This is a genomic window from Glycomyces sp. NPDC049804 (genome assembly GCF_040674615.1).
Lineage (GTDB): Bacteria > Actinomycetota > Actinomycetes > Mycobacteriales > Micromonosporaceae > Glycomyces > Glycomyces niveus.
In genome coordinates, this window is the sequence record NZ_JBFAMQ010000004.1 from 125,784 (window position 1) to 144,592 (window position 18,809).

Below are 18,809 nucleotides of genomic sequence, written 5' to 3' on the forward strand. Positions count from 1 at the left end.
CGGAGGGTCCCGGCGATTCGGACATCGACGGGCCCCCGGTCTCAACCCTGCACCATGGGTCCGACATGGTCGGCCGCCACGGAAACGTGAGCGGAGGGTCCCGGCGATTCGGACATCGACGGGCCCCCGGTCTCAACCCTGCACCATGGGTCCGACATGGTCGGCCGCCACGGAAACGTGAGCGGAGAGTCCCGGCAAATCGGACATCGACGGGCCCCCGGTCTCAACCCTGACACGGGGGTGCGACGGCGAGGGCGGCGCCGGGGGAGCTGGCGCTGTTCGAAGGTGTGGATTACGCTTCCGGGCCATGGAGATCCGTGACGCCCGCCCTGAGGACTGGCCCGCTGTGTGGGCGTTCGCCGCTCCGATCGTCGCGTCGGGGGAGCACTTCGTGTGGGAGGCCGACACCCCCGAAGAGCGGTTGCGGGCGTGCTGGATCGAGAAGGAGGCGCCCGCGAGCGCGCTCGTCGCGGTCGTCGACGACGGCACGCCCGAAGGCCGGGTCGCCGGGATCGCCGAGATCCACCCCAACCAGCCCGGGCGCGGCGCGCACATCGCCAACGCCGGGTTCATGGTCGACCCGGCCGCGCGCGGCCAAGGCCTCGGGCGCGCGCTCGGCGAGGCCGCGCTCGCCCGCGCCAAAGCCGACGGGTTCACCGCCATGCAGTTCAACGCCGTCGTCGCCACCAACACCCGCGCCGTCGACCTCTGGCACTCCCTCGGCTTCCGCACCCTCGCGGTCCTGCCCGAGGCCTTCCGCCACCCCGCCCAGGGCCTGGTCGGCATGCACCTCATGTTCCGTGAACTGTGACCCGCGCAGCACTTGTGTAGCATCGCAATCGCTATGAACGAACTGCGCGAGTCCATCCTCTCCGTAGGCGTCGCCGACCCCGAGACGGCCGTCAGCGTCCACGCCCTCCTCGGCTCCGACCCCGCCCTCCTGGCGCAGGCCGGCGACCTCCCCTCGACCCGCCAAGAAGCCGACACCTGGGTCAAGACCGCGTTCCTGCGGCCCGGGAGTCCCTTCCTCGAGGCCGCCGCCGGCGCCGTCCAGGCCGCCCTCGGCGAAGGCCCCGACAAGCCGACCGACGCCGTCCTCGCCGCCGTCACCGTCCGCCCCCGGACCCCCTACGACCTGCGCGCCACCACCGGCCTCAGCGAAGCCGACCTCGACGTCCTCCTCCCGCGCCTCGAAGCCGCCGGGCTCATCCGCGCCGACGCCAACCCGCTCGAACCCGACGCGCCGTTCTGGACCATGGAGCACCGCCTCGCCCGCTTCCACTACGCGATGCTCGCCGAGCACCTGCCGCGCTGGCGGCGCGGGTACATCACCGACAAGCTGTGGCGGATGACCCACGCCCGCTTCGACCGGTACGTGTGCCGCCCCGAATTCCACCGCCTCGCCCGCGAATGGGCCCTCAACGACCCCGCCGCCGCGCGGACCACCCGCCTCACCGTCCCCGACCCGCGCTTCCGGCAGCTGCGCTCCATCGAGCTCGCCGCCTGGACCGCGACCGGCGAACCGATCGCGCTCGGCACCATCCGCTGGAAGTTCCAAATGGTCGAACGCCAGCTCAAACGCCTCCGCTACGTCAGGAAGCTCCTCGGCGACCCCCCGACCCGCCTCTACTGCATCGCCCCCCGCGTCGAGGCCGCGATCGCCGCCGACCCCGACCCGGACCTGTTCGTCATCGGCCCCGCGCAGCTGCTGCGCCGCGGCGCGGACGAGGCCCCCGCAGCCGGCCCCGACCCCGCCTTTGACACTGCCCCCAAAGGTGACTTACACCCCATTTCCCGGCTGGTAGGTGCGGAAACGCGACGGGTAGGCTGAGGCTTCTTTCCCCGTACCCGAAACCTTGAGGAGTGACGATGGCGGCAAGCGTGGACGCGGTAGTGGCGGGAGCCGGTGGGTTCATCGGCGGGCACCTGGTGGCGAGCCTCCTCGCCGAAGGCAAGACCGTTCGCGCCGTCGACGTCAAGCCCCTCGACGAGTGGTACCAGGTCCACGGCGACACCGAGAACCTGCAGCGCGACCTCGCCGACCTCGACGCCTGCCGCGAAGCCGTCGGCGACGGCGCCGCCGAGGTCTACAACCTCGCCTGCAACATGGGCGGCATGGGCTTCATCGAGAACAACAAGGCCCTGTGCATGCTCTCGGTCCTCCCCTCCACCCACATGCTCATGGCCGCCAAGGACGCCGAGGTCGGCCGCTTCTTCTACTCCTCCTCCGCGTGCGTCTACGCCGGCTACAAGCAGACCGAGGCGAACATCGCGCCCCTGAAGGAAGAGGACGCCTACCCCGCCGACGCCGAAGACGGCTACGGCTGGGAGAAGCTGTTCTCCGAGCGCATGTGCCGCCACTTCCGCGAGGACTTCGGTCTCGAGACCCGCATCGCCCGCTACCACAACATCTACGGCCCCGAGGGCACATGGGACGGCGGCCGCGAGAAGGCCCCCGCCGCCACCTGCCGCAAGATCGCCCTCGCCGCCCTCAAGGGCGAGAAGACCGTCGAGATCTGGGGCGACGGCGAGCAGACCCGCTCCTTCACCTACATCGACGACTGCGTCCACGGCACCAAGATGTTCACGCGCGGCGACGTCACCGAGCCCCTCAACCTCGGCTCCTCCGAGCTGACCACCATCAACAACCTGTACTACCTGGTCGCCGACATCGCCGGCATCGAGATCGAGCTCAAGCACATCGACGGCCCCCTGGGCGTGCGCGGCCGCAACTCGGACAACACGCTCATCCAGAAGTACTACGGCTGGGAGCCCTCGATCAGCCTCCGCGAAGGCATGACGAAGACCTACGAGTGGGTCTACGACCAGGTCAAGGCCAAGTACAGCAGCTGATGTCCGACCCGCAGCTGCGCCGCGTCGACGTCCTCGGCGTCGGCGTCTCCACCGTCAACCAGGACATGGCACTGGCCGAGGTGACCCGCTGGGTCGAGACCGGCGAACGCCACTACGTGTGCGTCACCGGCGTGCACGGGGTCATGGAGTCCCAGCGGGACCCCGAGCTCCTGGCCATCCACAACGCCTCCGGGCTCACCACGCCCGACGGCATGCCGATGGTGTGGGCCGGGCACAAGGCCGGCGCCGACTGGATGGACCGGGTCTACGGGCCCGACCTGATGCTCAACGTGCTCGCCCGCGCCGCCGAACGCGGCTGGACCTCGTTCCTCTACGGCGGCAAGGACGGCGTGCCCGAACTCCTCGCCGAGAAGCTCGCCGAGCGCATCCCGGGCGTCAAGTTCGCAGGGCTTTACTCGCCGCCGTTCCGTCCCTTGACGGAAGAGGAGGACGAGGCGATCGTGAAGCGCATCAACGACTCCGGCGCCCAGCTGGTGTGGGTGGGGCTCTCGACGCCCAAGCAGGAGCGGTGGATGGCCGCGCACCGCGACCGCCTCAACGCCCCCGCCATGTTCGGCGTCGGCGCCGCGTTCGACTTCCACGCCGGACTCGTCCCGCAGGCCCCGCCGTGGATGCAGCGCAACGGCCTCGAATGGTGCTACCGGCTCACCAAAGAGCCCAAGCGCCTCTGGCGCCGGTACTTCAAGAACAACCCGGCGTACCTGCGGGAGATCCGCAGACGCCCGCCCTTCCTCCGCGACTGACACTCGCCTCCGCCGCCCGGTCCCGCCTCGGGGCCGGGCGGCGTTTCCGTGTCGCACCCCCGTGCCAGGGTTGAACCGGGGGCCCATCGATGTCCGATTTGCCGGGACCCTCCGCTCACGTTCAGCGGGCGCGACCGATGTCGTACCCCTCGTGCAGGGTTGAGACCGGGGGCCCATCGATGTCCGATTTGTTAAGACCCTCCGTTCACGTTTCCGCACTCTGCCGCCCTCCTCACCCACAGGGGTGAACGGCGCTAGGCTGTGGCCCATGGTCGACATTCCCAAAGAGATCACGCACACCGGGCACCACCCCCGCATGGCCGTCGTGTGGTCGGTCCTGTCGGCCGAGATCGAGCGATTCGCCGCCGGGACCGGAGCGACCCTCCGCATCCTCGACGTCGGCGGCGGCTCCGGCGGATTCGCCGTCCCCCTCGCCGAACTCGGCCACGACGTCACCGTCGTCGAACCGAGCGCCAACGCGCTCGCCTCCCTGCGCCAGCGCGCCACCGACGCGGGCGTCACCGACCGCGTCCGCGCCGTCCAGGCCGACGCCGACGAACTCCCCGACGTGGCCGAGCCCGGCACCGCCGACCTCGTGCTCTGCCACTCGGTCCTGGAGATGGTCGACTACCCCGACACCGCCCTCGACGCGCTCGGCCGCGTCTGCGCGCCCGGCGGCGCCGTCAGCATCCTCGTCGCCAACCGCATCGCCGCCGTCCTCAGCAAGGCCCTCTCCGGGCACTTCGACACCGCGCTCGACCTCCTCACCCACGTCGACGGCGTCACCGCGGGCCGCGACACCATCAAGCGCCGCTTCGAGACCGCGACGCTCACCGCGCTCGTCGGCGGCTCAGGGCTCGTCACCGAGCAGGTCCACGGCGTCGGCGTCGTCGGCGACCTCGTCCCGGCCCCGCTCGCGAGGGTCGAGTCCGGCCCCGGCGAGGGCCTGCGCGAGTTCGAGCTCGCCACCGCCTCGCGAGTCCCCTTCCGGGACATGGCCACCAACATCCACCTGCTCGCCCGCAAACCCATGCGCTGACCGGGGGCGGCCGCGTCTACGCCGAGGCGCATAGACGCGGTTACGTCCTCGCGCCGAAGGCGCGCGCGCCTCCCGGCCGTAGCCTGGAGCCGTGACCGCGCCATCCGCCGCCCGCCGCCGCATCCCGGCCCTGGCCTTCGACATCGGCCTCGCCGCCCTGCTCGGCGTCCTCGCGAGCGGCACGACGGTCGGCGCCGCCGCCGACCACGACCCGGGGCCGCTCGCGTTCACCCTCATCGCGGTCGCCGCCGCGTTCCTGGCGGTCCGCCGCCACTGGCCCGAAGTCGCCCTCGCGGGGACGGTCACGAGCCTGTACGTGTACCTGTGCCTCGGCCTGCCCGAAGGGCCGGTCTACATGCTGCCGGCGGTCGCGGTGTTCTTCTACGCGTTCGCGAGGCCGCTCAAGACCGTCCTGATCGTCATCGGGGCGCTCTTCGCGGTCAACACCGCGTTCCAGACGTTCGTGCTCGGCGACATCCCCGACCTGTGGGTCAACGCGAGCATCACCTTCGTATGGCTCGGCATCGCCGCCGCGGGCGGCCGCATCGTCCGCGAGGCCCGGCACGCCCGGGCGCGCGAACGCGAGGCCGAACGCGAGCGGTACCGGGCCGATGAACGCGTCGAGATGGCCCGCGAGATCCACGACGTGGTCGGCCACAGCCTCGCGGTCGTCAGCATGAACGCCGGCGTCGCCCTGCACATGCTGGAGAAGCGCGGCCAGGGCGCCCCGCCCGAGGTGCTCGAGAACCTCCAGGCGATCCGGGACGCCTCCACCCGCGCGCTCCAGGACCTCCGCGCCACCCTCACGCCCCTGCGCCAGGGCCGCCAGCCCGACCTGCGCCCGACCGGCGCGATCGCCGACCTCCCGTCCCTGGTCGAGTCGGTGCGCACCGGCGGGCTCGACGTCGCCTACGAGGTCAGCGGGGACCCCGCGCTCGTGCCCGCGAACCTCGCCGCCACCGCCTACCGGGTCGTCCAGGAATCGCTGACGAACGTCATCCGCCACGCCGAAGCGACCCGGGCGACGGTCCGGATCGACTGCGGCGCAACGGAGATCCGCATCCTCGTCGAGGACGACGGGCGCGGCGGGCCGATCGACCTCGACCGGGTCGGCCAGGGCGTCACCGGCATGATGGAACGGGTCCTCACCAGCGGCGGCCACTTCAGCGCCGCGCCCGGGCCCGGCGGCGGCTTCGCCGTCCAAGCCGACATGCCGTACACGACAACATGACCTCGAATGCCCATAAAGGACCGCGCATGATCGAACTCGTGATCGCCGACGACCAGAGCCTCATCCGCATGGCCCTGCGCAACCTCTTCAACGGCGAGGACGACATCCACGTAGCCGCCGAAGCCGAGAACGGCCAGGAAGCCTGGGAGCTCGTCTCGCGTCTGCGGCCCGACGTGGCCCTCCTCGACGTGCGCATGCCCGGCCTCGACGGCCTCGAAGTGCTGCGGCGCATCAGCCGCGACGCCGGCCTCGCCGCCACCCGCGTCGTCATGATCACGACCTTCGAAGTCGACGACTACATCTTCGACGCCCTCTCCAACGGCGCCGCCGGCTTCATCATGAAAGACGCGCCCCCCGACGACCTGCTGCGGGCCGTGCGCCTCGCCGCCGCCGGCGACTCCCTGCTCAGCCCCGACGTCACCCGCAAGGTCATCGACGCCTACGCCGAGCGCGGCACCGGCGTGGCCCGGCCCCACCCCGGCCTCGCCGCCCTCACCGAACGCGAACTCGAGATCCTGCGCTGGGTCGCCACCGGCCTGCCCAACGACGAGATCGGCGCCCGCCTGTTCATCAGCCCCGCCACCGTCCGCACCCACGTCGGCAAGCTCCTGACGAAACTCGCCGCCCGCGACCGCGCCGGACTCGTCGCCCTCGCCTACCGGTCCGGCCTCGACATCCCCGACGCCTGAACGGCCGCGACCCGGAAAGCACGCCCCTTTCGCACATGGTGTGGCCGAACCGACACGAAACCGGCTAGCCTCGGGCCATGCCTTCGAGCCCGCACCTCACGGCGACGCGACCCGCCTACGACACCGGCACCCTCGCCGACGTCATGCCGACCGCGCTTGCGGCCCTTGGCATCCCCACCCGCGGCCGCAACCTCCGCGGGGCCGAGCTCGACGGCGTCCGCCGCATCGCCGTCCTCCTCCTCGACGGCTTCGGCTACCACCTCCTCGGCCAGGCCGCCCAGGCCAGCGCCACCATCGGCGCCATGCGCCACGGCGAACTCGGCACCCTCACCCCGATCACCGCCACGGTCCCCTCCTCCACCCCGATCAGCCTCGCGTCCCTCGCGTGCGGGCTCCCGCCCGGCGAGCACGGCATCATCGGGTTCACCGTGCGCGTGCCCGACACCGGCGACCTCGTCACCCACATCCGCTGGGACGGCGCGCCCGACCCAGAGACGTGGCAGCCCGAGCCGACCTGCTTCGAGCAGGCCGACGCGGACGGCGTGGTGTGCACGGTCGTCTCGAACGGGACGTTCCGCGACACGGGCCTGACCCGCGCGATCTACCGCGGCGCCGACTGGCTGCCCGCCATCGCCCCGCACGAGGTCGCCGAGGGGACCCTGGCGGCGCTGGCGCGGGGGGACCGGAGCCTCGTGTACGCGTACCTGCCCGACGTCGACACGGCCGGGCACTTCCACGGGATCGGGTCGCCGCAGTGGCTCGAAGCGGTCGCGAAGGTCGCGGAGGCGATCGACGGGATGCTCACCGGGCTGCCGCGGGACGCGGCGCTGATGGTGACCGCCGACCACGGGATGGTCAACATCACCGACCGGCTGCACCTCGACCGGCGGCCCGACCTCGGGTACGGGGTCGAGGCGGTCGCGGGCGACGGGCGGATGCGGTACCTGTACACGGCGCCGGGCGCGGTCGAGGACGTGCGGCAGGCGTGGACGGACGCGGTCGCGGGCCGCGCCGAGGTGATCGGGCGGGACGAGGCGGTCGACCGCGGCTGGTTCGGGCCCAAGGTCACCGAGACGAGCCGCGAGCGCATCGGCGACCTGGTGGTGGCGTGCCGCGACACGTTCGCGATCGTGGGCGTGGAGGGCGAGCCGCCGCACGTCGCGCGGCTCATCGGCCACCACGGCGGCCTGACGGCCGCGGAGATGGCGGTCCCGCTGTGGAGCTACCGCACCGGCTGAGCCGAGGGCCGGATGCCGCTCAGGTGGCGGGCTGCTGTGCGCCGCAGGGCGCTTCGCGAGGCCGGGGCGGCCGCCGCGCCGCGTGTGCCGCACGGGAGCGGGGGCCGGGACGGTGTGCGATGGACGTCGGTGAGGGGGCGCTTCGGGCGGCGCGGCGGCGCGCCGCCTGGCGCGCGTAGGGCGTGCCCCTTCCCACCCGCGTCCGCCTGCCTGCCAACCGAAGGGGACCACTTCCTCAAACGGGTCTGACATTCATGTGTCTGCGCAGGTCGTGGATGGTGGTGCGGGGGTTGTCGGACCTGGTGGCTAGGCTTCGGGGGTGGCCAGCGATCTTCATCGGTTCATCGGTCCCGGGCTGTCCGATGACGGTCTCGGGATCATGCACGTCGACATGGACGCGTTCTTCGCGTCCGTGGAGATCGCGCGCGACCCGTCGCTGCGCGGCAAGCCCGTGATCGTCGCCGGGCTCGGGCCGCGCGGGGTCGTCTCCGCCGCCTCGTACGAGGCCCGCGAGTACGGCGTGCACTCGGCCCTGCCGACCGCCATCGCCCGCCGCCGCTGCCCGCACGGCGTGTTCATCACCCCGACCACCTCGTACGGGGAGGTCTCGCGGGCGGTCATGGCGATCTTCCGGGAGTTCACCCCGCACGTCCAGCCGATCTCGGTCGACGAGGCGTTCCTGGACGTTTCCGGGGCGCGGCGGCTCATCGGCTCGCCCGTCGAGATCGCGCGGGCGATCCGCGAACGGGTGCGGGCCGAGCACGGCATCACCTGCACCGTCGGGATCGCCTCGACCAAGTTCCTGTCGAAGCTCGCGTCGGAGGCGTCGAAGCCCGACGGGCTCGGCGTCGTCCCGGCCGCCACGGAGCTCGAGTTCCTGCACCGCCTGCCGATCCGGTCGGTGTGGGGGATCGGGGAGAAGACCGCCGAGAAGCTCACGCGCCTGGGGATGCGCACCGTCGGCGACCTGGCCCGGCTCGACGTCGACAGCCTCGCCGCGTCCGTCGGCACCGCCAGCGCCGAGCACCTGTACGCGCTGTCGCGGAACATCGACCCGCGGCCGGTGCGACCCGACCGGGTCGAGAAGTCGATCAGCAACGAGACGACGTTCGACCGCGACGCCCCGGACGGCGCGGTGTGGGGGCCGGTCCTGCTGGAGCTGTCGCGGAAGGTCGCGTCCCGGGCGCGCGCGGCGGGCTGGGCGGGCCGCGGGGTGACGGTGAAGATCCGCTTCGGGGACTTCAAGACGATCACGCGTTCGAGGATGCTGCCCGCGCCGACCGATGTGGGCCGTGAGATCTACGCCGCCGCAAGGGAACTGGCGGACGCGGCCGCGACGGCGCCGGTGCGGCTCATCGGTGTGAAGCTCGATCACCTGGTCGAGGCGGCCGCCGTGGGGCGGCAGGTGGCGCTCGGCGAACCCGAGCACGGGTGGCGCGACATCGAGACGGTGATCGATCAGGCGAGCGCGAAGTTCGGGAAGGGCGCGGTGCGTTCGGCGGGCCGCCTGGCGCGCCGGGACTCGCGTGTAGACACCCCTGAATCGGGGAACCCGAGCCGGTGACGGCCCCGGCGGCGGGCGCGCCCCGTCAGCGCGCGCATCGGGGCCAGAACGCACTGATTCAAGCACGAACTGCCTTCCGCCTCGGGCGAAAGCCTCGTAGACTTGGATGCAAGCAGTGGAGTCGCCGTGGCGGCTCCGTCGAGCACTAGCGCAGGAGGAGTGTCGTGCCGCTCTCCGACCACGAACAACGTCTGTTCGAGCAAATCGAGCAGTCCTTGTCCGAAGACCCGCAGTTCGCCTCTGCTGTGCGCGCCCACGATCCGGCGCACGTGACCCGGCGCAGGCTGATCCTGGCCGGCATCGTCACGGTCATCGGGATCGGCGTCGTCATCGGCTCTGTGATCGCCGGGGGCGATGTCGCCATGTTCGGCGCCCCGATCGGCGCGGTGCTCATGTTCGGCGGTCTGATCCTCGGCCTGTGGGCCCAGCGCCGCGGCACCAATGTGAAGCTGAAGGCGGTCGACGGCAAGGCCAGCCGGCCCGTCGGCGGCTCGAAGGCCCCCAAGCCCGGCGGTTTCACCTCCCGTATGGAAGAGCGCTGGCGGCGCCGCCGCGACAACGGCGACATCTTCTAGGCATTGGTCATCTGAGACATCGCTTCGCCGCTGCACGACCGGCGGCGGGGCAGGACAGCGAAAGGCCCGGCGGGGCTTCCCCGCCGGGCCTTTTCGTGCGCAGGTGTGTTGCGGCGCTTGCGTTCTAGCGGCCGCGCAGGGCGGCGCGCCGCGCGCCCTTGCCGGCGTTGGCGCTGGTCGGGATCGGGCCCTTCGGGATGGCCATGCCGATGCCGAGCGCGTCGAGGCGCTTGGCGATGTGGTTGGCGTCCTTGGAGTCGATGTTCTTGGGCAGCTTCATGAGCCGCTTGCGGACCTCGGTCACCGAGAAGTCGTCGCTCGCGGTCTCGCCGACGAGGAACGTGTAGACCGGGGTCGAGCCGACCACGCGGGAGATGCGCTTCTTCTCCTGGCCGAGGAGCTTGCGGACCTTGCCGCCGCCCTCGCCGAGGAGGACCACGCCGGCCTTGCCGACCGCGCGGTGGACCATCTGGGTCTCGGACAGGGCCGCGACGCCGGGGGTGACCTGCCAGCCGCGGATGCCGTCGATGAGCGCGTACGCCGCGCCCGGCTTGCCCACGGCCTCCTTGTTCACGACCTTGCTCGTGCGCATGTTGAGCACGATCAGGCCGGCCAGGAGCGCGACGAACAGGGCGCTGACGAACCAGATGAGGGAGAACTTCGCGAAGACCACCAGAGCGGTGATGATCGCGAACGGCAGCAGGATCGCGGCGGCCTCCAGCGGCAGGAACAGCTTGTCCCGCTGGTGGGTGAACTTGATCGCCATCCCGATGGTCTTCAGGCGCGACCCGAACGTCTCTTTTTCCTGCTGCTTTGCCATGACGTCAATTCTAGTGGGCGATGTCGGCGGTTACGCGGGGGCTGCTGCGCGTGCTTCGATCGCCTGTCGGTACAGGCGGCCGGCGCGGTACGAGGAGCGCACGAGCGGGCCGCTCATGACGCCCGCGAAGCCGATCTCCTCGGCCTCGGCGGTGAGCTCGACGAACTCCTCGGGCTTGACCCAGCGGTCCACCGGGTGGTGGCGCTTGGTCGGGCGCAGGTACTGGGTGATGGTGATGAGCTCGCACCCGGCGGCGTGCAGGTCCCGGAGGGCCTGGGAGACCTCCTCGCGGGTCTCGCCCATGCCGAGGATGAGGTTCGACTTGGTGACCAGGCCGGCCTCGCGGGCTTTGGTGATGACCTCGAGGGACCGCTCGTAGCGGAACGCGGGCCGGATGCGCTTGAAGATGCGCGGCACGGTCTCGACGTTGTGCGCGAGCACCTCGGGGCGGGAGGAGAAGACCTCGGCGAGCTGCTCGGGGACCGCGTTGAAATCGGGGATGAGCAGTTCGACGCCGCAGCCGGGGACGGCCGCGTGGATCTGGCGGACGGTCTCGGCGTAGAGCCAGGCGCCGCCGTCGTCGAGGTCGTCGCGGGCGACGCCGGTGATCGTGGCGTATTTCAGGCCCATGGTCTGCACGGACTCGGCGACGCGGCGGGGCTCGTCGCGGTCGAGCGCGTCGGGCTTGCCCGTGTCGATCTGGCAGAAGTCGCAGCGGCGCGTGCACTGGGAGCCGCCGATGAGGAACGTCGCCTCCCGGTCCTCCCAGCACTCGTAGATGTTGGGACAACCGGCTTCTTGGCAGACCGTGTGCAGCCCCTCGCTCTTGACGAGGCCCCGCAGTTCGGTGTATTCCGGGCCGGTCTTGGCCTTGACCTTGATCCAGGAGGGTTTCTTCTCGATCGGGGTCTGGGCGTTGCGCACTTCGAGGCGCAGCATCCGGCGTCCTTCAGGCTGTTCGGAAGTCACCGGCCCAGCCTACGCCGCGCAGACGCGGGACGGCAGGTGTCGCTCCGCACAGCGGCCGCGTCGATGAAACGTAGGATGACGTTCCCGCTGGTCTAATGGGACCAGTCGAACACGGGAGCAGCAGTGGAACTCATTCACCAGGGCAAGGTCCGCGACGTCTACGCCGACGGCGGCGACCTGATCCTCGTCGCCTCCGACCGCGTCAGCGTCTACGACGTGGTCCTGCCGACCCCGATCCCCGGCAAGGGCGCGCTCCTGACCGCGTTGAGCCTCTGGTGGTTCGAGCAGCTGTCCGACATCGTCCCCAACCACGTCGTCTCCGCCGAGGACGTGCCCGCCGAGTTCGCCGGGCGGGCCGTGCGGGTCAAGCGCCTCGAGATGGTGAAGGTCGAGGCGGTCGTGCGCGGCTACCTCACCGGCTCCGGCCTCGCCGAGTACCGGAAGAGCGGCACCGTCTGCGGCATCGCCCTCCCCGAGGGCCTCGTCGACGGCTCGCGCCTGCCCGAGCCGATCTACACCCCGACCTCCAAGGCCGACGTGGGCGACCACGACCTCCCCATGACCTACGAGGAGACCGCCGGCGTCCTCGGCGACGCCCTCGCCGCCCGCGTCCGCGACCTCACCCTCGAGATCTACCGGCGCGGCGCCGAGATCGCCCTCGCCAAGGGCATCATCATCGCCGACACGAAGCTCGAGTTCGGCATCGACGCCGACGGCACGCTCCGCCTCGCCGACGAGGTGCTCACCTCCGACTCGTCCCGCTTCTGGGACGCCGCCTCGTGGGAGCCCGGCCGCACCCAGGCGTCCTTCGACAAGCAGTTCGTGCGCGACTGGGCCAAGTCGACCGGCTGGACGCCCGACGACGCCGAAGCCCCCGAGATCCCGCAGGACATCGCGGAGGCGACCCTCGCCCGCTACATCGAGGCGTACGAGCTCCTCACCGGCCGCACCTGGTCCTGAACGGCGCCGTGCGGGCCGCCCTCCCGGACGGCCCGCACCGCCGCCGTCATCCTCAGGCCTCGAACAGCCCCTGGCCGACGTAGCCGCCCTCGGGCGCGCCCGGCGGGAGCACGAACACCCCGCTGCCCTCGGCGGTGACGAACTCGCTCAACCGGTCCGAGGCCGCCATCTTCTCCTGCGCGTCGACGAACGCCTGCGGATCGGCCTGGAACGACACGAACAGCAGCCCCGCGTCGTACGGGTGCTCGGCGTGCATGTGCCCGTCGAGGTGGCCGTCCGCGGCCGCGTCGGAGCTCACGTCGCCCTGGGTGAGGAACCCGTAGTCGTAGTTGTAGCCGCGCCGCACCATCGGCGCGTCGTGCACGACCGCGATATGCGAGTCCGCCGGGACCGCGGGCAGCCCGGAGGCGTCGAGCGCGGTGAAGTCCGGGTGGTCGAACTCGCCGCCGCCGCTCAGCGGCACCCCCGAGTCGCGCTCGCGCCCGAACGTCAGGTTCTGGTCGTCCCGCGAGAGCATCGACCAGTCGGGCAGGCGCATCCGGATCTTGCGGAACACCAGGTACGTGCCGCCCTCGAACCACGCCGGCTCCGCGTCGACCGCCCACACCCGCGAGTCGAACGCCTCCGACCCGACCTCGGGGTTCGCGCTGCCGTCCTTGAACCCCATGAGGTTCCGCGGCGTCCCGCCCCCGGCCGGACGCGACGAGAACCCCTGCTGCACCCAGCCGAGCGCCGCGAGGCCGACCGCGCGTTTCCGCAGCTCCAAGAACGCGCCGCTCACCACCTGCTGGTCGTCGCCGCAGATCTGCACGAGCAGGTCGCCGCCCGACCAGGCCGGGTTGAGCCTGTCGCCGTCGAATTCGGGCAGTTCCACCAGCTTCGACGGCTGCACCCGCCCCAGCCCGGTCTTGGCGAACGCGCCCGGGCCGAGCCCGAACGTCACCGTCAGCCGCGCCGGGTCCAGGCCCGCCGCCACCGCCTCCGCGTCGAACTGGTCGTCGCCGTCGATCCTCGCCTTCGGCGGCGCCTCGCCCGCGGCCAGCGCCGCGGCCACCGCCGACCAGTCCTGCAGCAGCGCTCGCAGATTCGCGGCCACCGCGGACGCGTCGAGCGCCGCGCCGGACGCCAGGTCGGTGCCGGACAGGGTGAACGACGCGAACAGCGCGTGCGCCTGCGCGGGCGTCTCGATCCCGGCCTGCCGCTCCCCGAAGAACGGCTCCACGCTCGCGGTGTCAGCGGCGGCTTCGCCGTCGTCGGGCCGGGACGACGCGATCGCCATGCCCGCGCCCGCGCCGACGGCCGCCGAGATGGTGGCGCCGGCGAGCGCCGCGCGACGGGAGATCCGGGCCTCGCCGTCCTCGTTCTCCTTGGGCGGCTTCCTGAACCGCTGCCACAGGCCGATGGCGACGTCGATCGCGACGAACGCGGCCAGGGAGAGGCCGAAGAGCGGGAACCACCAGCCGACGCCCACGGCGGCGACGACGATCCCCGCGACGAGCGGCCACGGCAGGCGCCGCAGCGACCCGCGCGGATACGGCCGCCCGACGAGCCCGCCCTCGGGGCGGCGCTGCCACCACATCCGGTAGCCCCACGCGATCACGCACAGCAGCGCGACCATCACCGCCGCCAGCAGCAGCTGGTTCGCGAGGCCGAACAGCAGGCCCATGTGCGCGGCGATGAACACGTTCGTCACCTGCGCCATGAACGGCCAGTCCGCGAACCGCAGCTCCTCGGCCACCTCCGGTGCGCCCGACGCGGTGTCCACCACCATCTGGTCCTGCTCGAGCGGCAGGGCCCGGTGCGTCTCGGCCACCAGGTACCGGGTGCCGGCCCCGGTGGGCAGCGTGATCTGCAAGGGGCCGTTCATGTCCGCGTCGCGCGCGGCCGCATAGACGCTGTCGAGGAGCGCCACCGCGAACGGCGACGCGCCCGACGCACCCGAGTGGTCGTGCCCGCCGTGACCGCCGTGGTCGCCCGCGGCCTCGACGGAGACCGACGGCGTCGTCCAACTCAGGGCCTCGCGCAGGTCCGCGATGTGCTCGCCCGCGTACCGCGACCAGGTCAGACCGGTGACCGACAGGAACAGCAGGGCCGCGACCAGCCACAGGCCCACCGGGCCGTGCCACGCGAGCGTCCGGGACCGGCCCGCGCCGGCCGGCTTCGGGTAGAGCAGCCCGCCGTTGCGGCGCCGGCGGGTCAGCCAGAGGACGAGCCCGCCCAGGGCCACCACCCACAGCCAGCTCGCCGCGAGCTCGCTGTAGAGGCGGCCCGGCTCGCCCAGGTGCAGGTTGCGGTGCAGCGTCGAGATCCACTCGCGCACCGGACCGGCCTGCGAGGACCCGTACGAGGTCGACTCGCCGAGCACGTCGCCGGTGTACGGGTCGACGTAGACGACCGCGACCGCGCCCGACTCGCGGGCGACGCCGTCGTCGACGAGCACCGCCGTCGAGGCGTCGTCCTCGGCGGCGGGCCGCACCGCCGTCACGGTCCAGTCCGGGTGGGCCGCGGTGACGGCCTCGACCTGCGCGGCGAGGCCCAACCGCTCACTGCCGGGCTCGACGGTCCGCAGGTCGGCGTAGAGCGCGTCCTCAAGCGGGTACGAGAGCGCGTAGGCCAGCCCGGTCAAAGCCGAGACCAGCAGGAACGGGGCGATGAGTATCCCGGCGTAGCTATGCAGCCGGAGCAGCGGCCGCCTGAGGGCAGCCGAAATCCTTGATCTATTCGACATGGTTCGCTTTCTGAGCAGCCCTGGGAGCAGGCGGCCGCACACGGGGCACGCCTGATCGAGGGCAGGAGTCAGCGCCGAACGCGCTGGGGGACAAAAGGACTCAGGAGAAAGCGAACCGCGGCGGACCGCGATGCGAGATGGCGGTGCGCACCGCCGGGACCGGACGCGGCGCCTGCGCCCGCAGCGCGACCCGGCGCGGCCGGATCGCCACGAGGAGCCCGGCGCCGAGCACCCGGACCGCGCGCGCGAAGTACAGCGTGAGCGCGTCGAGCAGCCTCGCGAACGCGGCGTCGCCGCGCGCCAGCCACGACGCCTGCGCCAACGCCGCCGCGAGGTGCACCAGCCACATGCTCAGGCCCGCGCCGTGCGCGTGGCCCGCCGTGGCGGTGGCGCCCAGCTCGAAGAACTCGTGCAGCCCGAACTGCGCGGCGAGGCACAGCGGCGTGAGGACGAGGAACCCGCGCTGGCGGCCGCCGATCGCGTACGCGGCCGCGAACAGCAGCGCGAGGGCGGCGGCGAACTGGAGCGGGCCGGGCGCGAGGCCGCCGCTCCACAGGTGCAGCAGGAGCGAAGCGGACGCCGAGACCGCTGCGAACACGGCGGCCCGCAGCAGTCGGAACGGCGTCTGCCTCACTAGCACTGGCGTATTGTGGCACGCCGCCCGAAACGCGCGGAACCCCCGCGTCGGCAATGCGACGCGGGGGTGTCGGAAACGGCGGTCCTCAGGCCCGCTTGGGGCCGTAGGTGAGGCGGCGCAAAAGGACCTCGAAGGGGCCGCGTTTGCCGGCCTTGTCGAGCGCGACCGCGACGAACACGGTGATCAGCCAGGTCCCGAAGGCGATGCCGAACGCCGCCAGGTACCCCAGGTCTTCGCCGAGGCCGAAGCCCCAGGCGGTGAGCAGCGGGGCCATGATGAACGACTGCAGCAGGTAGCTGGTGAGGGACCGCTCGCCGACCGCCGCCAGCGCGCCGGGGACGCCGCGGCGGCCGAAGCCGCGCAGCTTGTGGGCCAGGAGCGCGAAGCCGCAGATGTACCCGATCCCGGCGTAGAGGCCGCCCAGGAGCGTCAGGTAGACCGAGCCGACCCACACGGGGGTCGAAGGCTCCCACGCGCCGAGTCCGATGAGCGCCACGGGAAGCGAGGTCGCCACGTTCACGATCATGCCGGTGATGAAGACCCGCTTCAACTGCGGCAGATGCGCCTCGGGGCGTTCGATCCAGCCCGCGCGGTGGAGCATCATGCCCGCGATGATCAGCGGGAAGAACGAACCGGAGACGGTGATGCCGAGGACGCCGGCGGGCGAGGCCATCGCGCCGAACACCATCTGGTTGACATAGGGCGGGAGGTCCAGCCCGGGCGGCGTGCTCGAAGTGAAGAAGTACGCCATGATCACGTTGCCGATGAGCACGACGTACGCGATCGAGCCCCACAGCCACCGCTTGAGCGACTTGTCGGAGAGGCTGACGAAGAACAGGGCGATCAGGCCCATCGCGCCGTAAGGGGCGAGGATGTCGCCGTAGAACAGGAACACCGAGTGCAGGAACCCGAAGGCGAGCAGCCACCACGAGCGGCGGCGCAGGATCTTGCGGGCGCCCTTGGCGTCCATGCCGCGCGCGAACATGCGCGAGGCCATGATGGCGATGCCGAAGCCGTAGAGGACCGCGAACATCGGGCGCGACCGCTCGGCGATGAGCAGCTGCTCGAGGAAATAGGCGATGTGGTCGGCCGCCGACTGGCCGGTGTTGTGGTTGTACCTGTCGAGTTCCATGCCCCACAGGTGGACCGGCACGTTCGCGAGCGCGATGAACAGGAGCATGAAGCCGCGCGCGATGTCAGGGGCGAGTGACCGCTCGGCTTTCGTGATCGAAGCGGGCGCGCCTGGCGGGCTGGCGGCCGCAATAGGGGTCGAAGTGGACACGACGGGCTCCTTCGGAGACGTGCGGGTGCTGATTTCCGGTTTCAGCGTAAGGGAAAAGGCCTGATTTCACGGTAGTGCCAGCCCCCGTCGAAGGCTGCAGCCTGCGGTACCGAACCGCCTCATGCCCCGGAAGGACCCCCGTCGTACCCAGGGTGGATCAGGCCCGTCTGCGGCCGTAGGTGAGGCGGCGCAGCAGCACCTCGAAGGGGCCGCGTTTGCCGGCCTTGTCGAGCGCGACCGCGACGAGCACGGTGACCAGCCAGGTCCCGAAGGCGATGCCGAACGCCGCCAGGTAGCCCATGTTCTCGCCGAGGCCGAAGCCCCAGGCGGTGAGCAGCGGGGCCATGATGAACGACTGCAGCAGGTAGCTGGTGAGGGACCGCTCGCCGACCGCCGCCAGCGCGCCGGGGACGCCGCGGCGGCCGAAGCCGCGCAGCTTGTGGGCCAGGAGCGCGAAGCCGCAGATGTACCCGATCCCGGCGTAGAGGCCGCCCAGGAGCGTCAGGTACATGGCGGCGATGAACAGGAGCGTCGGCGGCTCCCAGGCGCCGAGTCCGATGAGCGCCAGGGGAAGCGAGCTGAGGACGTTCACTGCCATGCCGGTGATGAAGACCTTCTTGAGCGCGGGCAGGTGCGCCTCGGGGTGGTCGATCCAGCCCGCCCGGTGGAGCGTCATGCCGACGATGATGAGCGGGATGAACAGGGCGACCAGGACGCTCACGAAGCTGAGGAGGACGGAAGTGGAGGCGCCTCCGATCATCTGCTCCACATAGGGCGGCCGAGTGGACTCGACGGGCGGACCGCTCTCGCCGAGGAGCACGGCCAGGAGCGGGAGGCCGACGAGCACCAGGTAGATCGAGCTGCCCCACAGCCAGCGCCTGAGCGACCTGTCCGAGAGGTTGACGAAGAACAGGGCGACCAGCCCCGCGGCCCCGTACGGGGCGAGGATGTCGCCCGCGAACAGGAACGTGGCGTGCAGGAAGCCGAACGCGAGCAGCCACCACGAGCGGCGGCGCAGGACCTTGCGGACCCCCTTGGGCTCCATGCCGCGCGCGAACATGCGCGAGGCCATGACCGCGATCCCGAAGCCGTACAGGATCGCGAACATCGGCCGCGACCGCTCGGCGACGACCAGCTGCTCCATGAACAGCGCGACATGGTCGGCGGCCGACTGGCCGGTGTTGCGCCCGTACTCGTCGACGCCCATGCCCCACAGGTGGTTGGGGACGTTCGCGAGCGCGATGAACAGCAGCATCCCGCCCCGCGCGATGTCGGGGGCGAGCGACCGCTCGGCCTTGGCGATCGGCGCCGGCGGGCCGCTGGGGCTCACGGCAGGGGCTGCGGTCATGGCAAGGGGCTCCTCTGCGGGTTCATGGTCCCGGCCGTCCACTGACGACCGGGCGTGCTCCACGCTAGTGCCGTGCGCCGCGCGGCACACCCGTCCGCGGGACGGACTCGGC

The 18,809-nt window shown here is 71.6% G+C and carries 17 protein-coding genes; 11 read left to right on the forward strand and 6 right to left on the reverse strand.

The features are described from left to right. Positions 1–307 precede the first annotated feature (307 nt). The 10 genes from AB0K52_RS07495 to AB0K52_RS07540 all read left to right on the forward strand — a co-directional run bounded on the left by AB0K52_RS07495 (position 308) and on the right by AB0K52_RS07540 (position 9,953). Positions 308–811 (forward strand): GNAT family N-acetyltransferase, encoded by a 504-nt coding sequence (locus AB0K52_RS07495; RefSeq protein WP_363527573.1) that lies wholly within the window; start codon positions 308–310, stop codon positions 809–811. Between the two features lie 33 nt (positions 812–844). Further along, positions 845–1,831 carry a hypothetical protein gene (locus tag AB0K52_RS07500; RefSeq protein ID WP_363527576.1) on the forward strand — a complete coding sequence of 329 codons (987 nt, stop codon included), beginning with the start codon at positions 845–847 and terminating at the stop codon, positions 1,829–1,831. A gap of 38 nt (positions 1,832–1,869) precedes the next feature. Next, entirely contained in the window at positions 1,870–2,853 is a 984-nt protein-coding gene (locus tag AB0K52_RS07505) for an NAD-dependent epimerase/dehydratase family protein (RefSeq protein ID WP_363527579.1), read from the forward strand. Continuing rightward, on the forward strand, positions 2,853–3,617 hold the full coding sequence (locus AB0K52_RS07510; protein ID WP_363527582.1) for a WecB/TagA/CpsF family glycosyltransferase: 765 nt from the start codon (positions 2,853–2,855) through the stop codon (positions 3,615–3,617). Before AB0K52_RS07505 ends, AB0K52_RS07510 begins: the two co-directional genes overlap by 1 nt. A gap of 268 nt (positions 3,618–3,885) precedes the next feature. Continuing rightward, a complete protein-coding gene (locus AB0K52_RS07515) occupies positions 3,886–4,656 on the forward strand; it encodes a methyltransferase domain-containing protein (protein WP_363527584.1) in 771 nt (256 codons plus the stop codon). 91 nt (positions 4,657–4,747) lie between these two features. Next, the gene (locus AB0K52_RS07520; RefSeq protein WP_363527587.1) at positions 4,748–5,887 is read left to right on the forward strand and encodes a sensor histidine kinase; all 1,140 of its coding nucleotides are present in this window, start codon (positions 4,748–4,750) and stop codon (positions 5,885–5,887) included. Positions 5,888–5,913: 26 nt separating this feature from the next. Then, entirely contained in the window at positions 5,914–6,576 is a 663-nt protein-coding gene (locus AB0K52_RS07525) for a response regulator transcription factor (RefSeq protein ID WP_363527590.1), read from the forward strand. Positions 6,577–6,653: 77 nt separating this feature from the next. Next, entirely contained in the window at positions 6,654–7,814 is a 1,161-nt protein-coding gene (locus AB0K52_RS07530) for a nucleotide pyrophosphatase/phosphodiesterase family protein (RefSeq protein ID WP_363527593.1), read from the forward strand. A 319-nt stretch (positions 7,815–8,133) separates the two neighbouring features. Beyond that, complete coding sequence (dinB, locus tag AB0K52_RS07535; RefSeq protein WP_363527596.1) at positions 8,134–9,378, forward strand: DNA polymerase IV; 1,245 nt, start codon at positions 8,134–8,136, stop codon at positions 9,376–9,378. A 164-nt stretch (positions 9,379–9,542) separates the two neighbouring features. Beyond that, positions 9,543–9,953, forward strand: coding sequence for a DUF3040 domain-containing protein (locus tag AB0K52_RS07540; RefSeq protein WP_363527599.1), 411 nt, complete (start codon positions 9,543–9,545; stop codon positions 9,951–9,953). A 124-nt stretch (positions 9,954–10,077) separates the two neighbouring features. On the opposite strand, the gene AB0K52_RS07545 is transcribed toward AB0K52_RS07540, so the two are convergent. Both AB0K52_RS07545 and lipA read right to left on the reverse strand, forming a co-directional pair. After that, entirely contained in the window at positions 10,078–10,773 is a 696-nt protein-coding gene (locus tag AB0K52_RS07545; RefSeq protein WP_208494097.1) for a DUF4191 family protein, read from the reverse strand. 30 nt (positions 10,774–10,803) lie between these two features. Further along, entirely contained in the window at positions 10,804–11,742 is a 939-nt protein-coding gene (gene lipA / locus AB0K52_RS07550; RefSeq protein WP_363527602.1) for a lipoyl synthase, read from the reverse strand. A 123-nt stretch (positions 11,743–11,865) separates the two neighbouring features. Between lipA and AB0K52_RS07555 the strand changes: the two genes are divergently transcribed. Beyond that, positions 11,866–12,702 carry a phosphoribosylaminoimidazolesuccinocarboxamide synthase gene (locus AB0K52_RS07555; RefSeq protein WP_363527605.1) on the forward strand — a complete coding sequence of 279 codons (837 nt, stop codon included), beginning with the start codon at positions 11,866–11,868 and terminating at the stop codon, positions 12,700–12,702. Positions 12,703–12,754: 52 nt separating this feature from the next. Here the strand turns inward: AB0K52_RS07555 and AB0K52_RS07560 are convergent, their stop codons facing one another. From AB0K52_RS07560 to AB0K52_RS07575, 4 genes are all read right to left on the reverse strand, one after another. After that, positions 12,755–15,430: a Dyp-type peroxidase gene (locus AB0K52_RS07560; protein WP_363527608.1), complete on the reverse strand. Its 2,676-nt coding sequence runs from the start codon at positions 15,428–15,430 to the stop codon at positions 12,755–12,757. A gap of 100 nt (positions 15,431–15,530) precedes the next feature. Continuing rightward, positions 15,531–16,070, reverse strand: coding sequence for a hypothetical protein (locus tag AB0K52_RS07565; protein WP_363527610.1), 540 nt, complete (start codon positions 16,068–16,070; stop codon positions 15,531–15,533). Positions 16,071–16,152: 82 nt separating this feature from the next. Then, positions 16,153–17,349 carry a DUF418 domain-containing protein gene (locus AB0K52_RS07570; RefSeq protein WP_363527613.1) on the reverse strand — a complete coding sequence of 399 codons (1,197 nt, stop codon included), beginning with the start codon at positions 17,347–17,349 and terminating at the stop codon, positions 16,153–16,155. A gap of 157 nt (positions 17,350–17,506) precedes the next feature. Continuing rightward, positions 17,507–18,697, reverse strand: coding sequence for a DUF418 domain-containing protein (locus AB0K52_RS07575; RefSeq protein WP_363527615.1), 1,191 nt, complete (start codon positions 18,695–18,697; stop codon positions 17,507–17,509). Positions 18,698–18,809 lie beyond the last annotated feature (112 nt).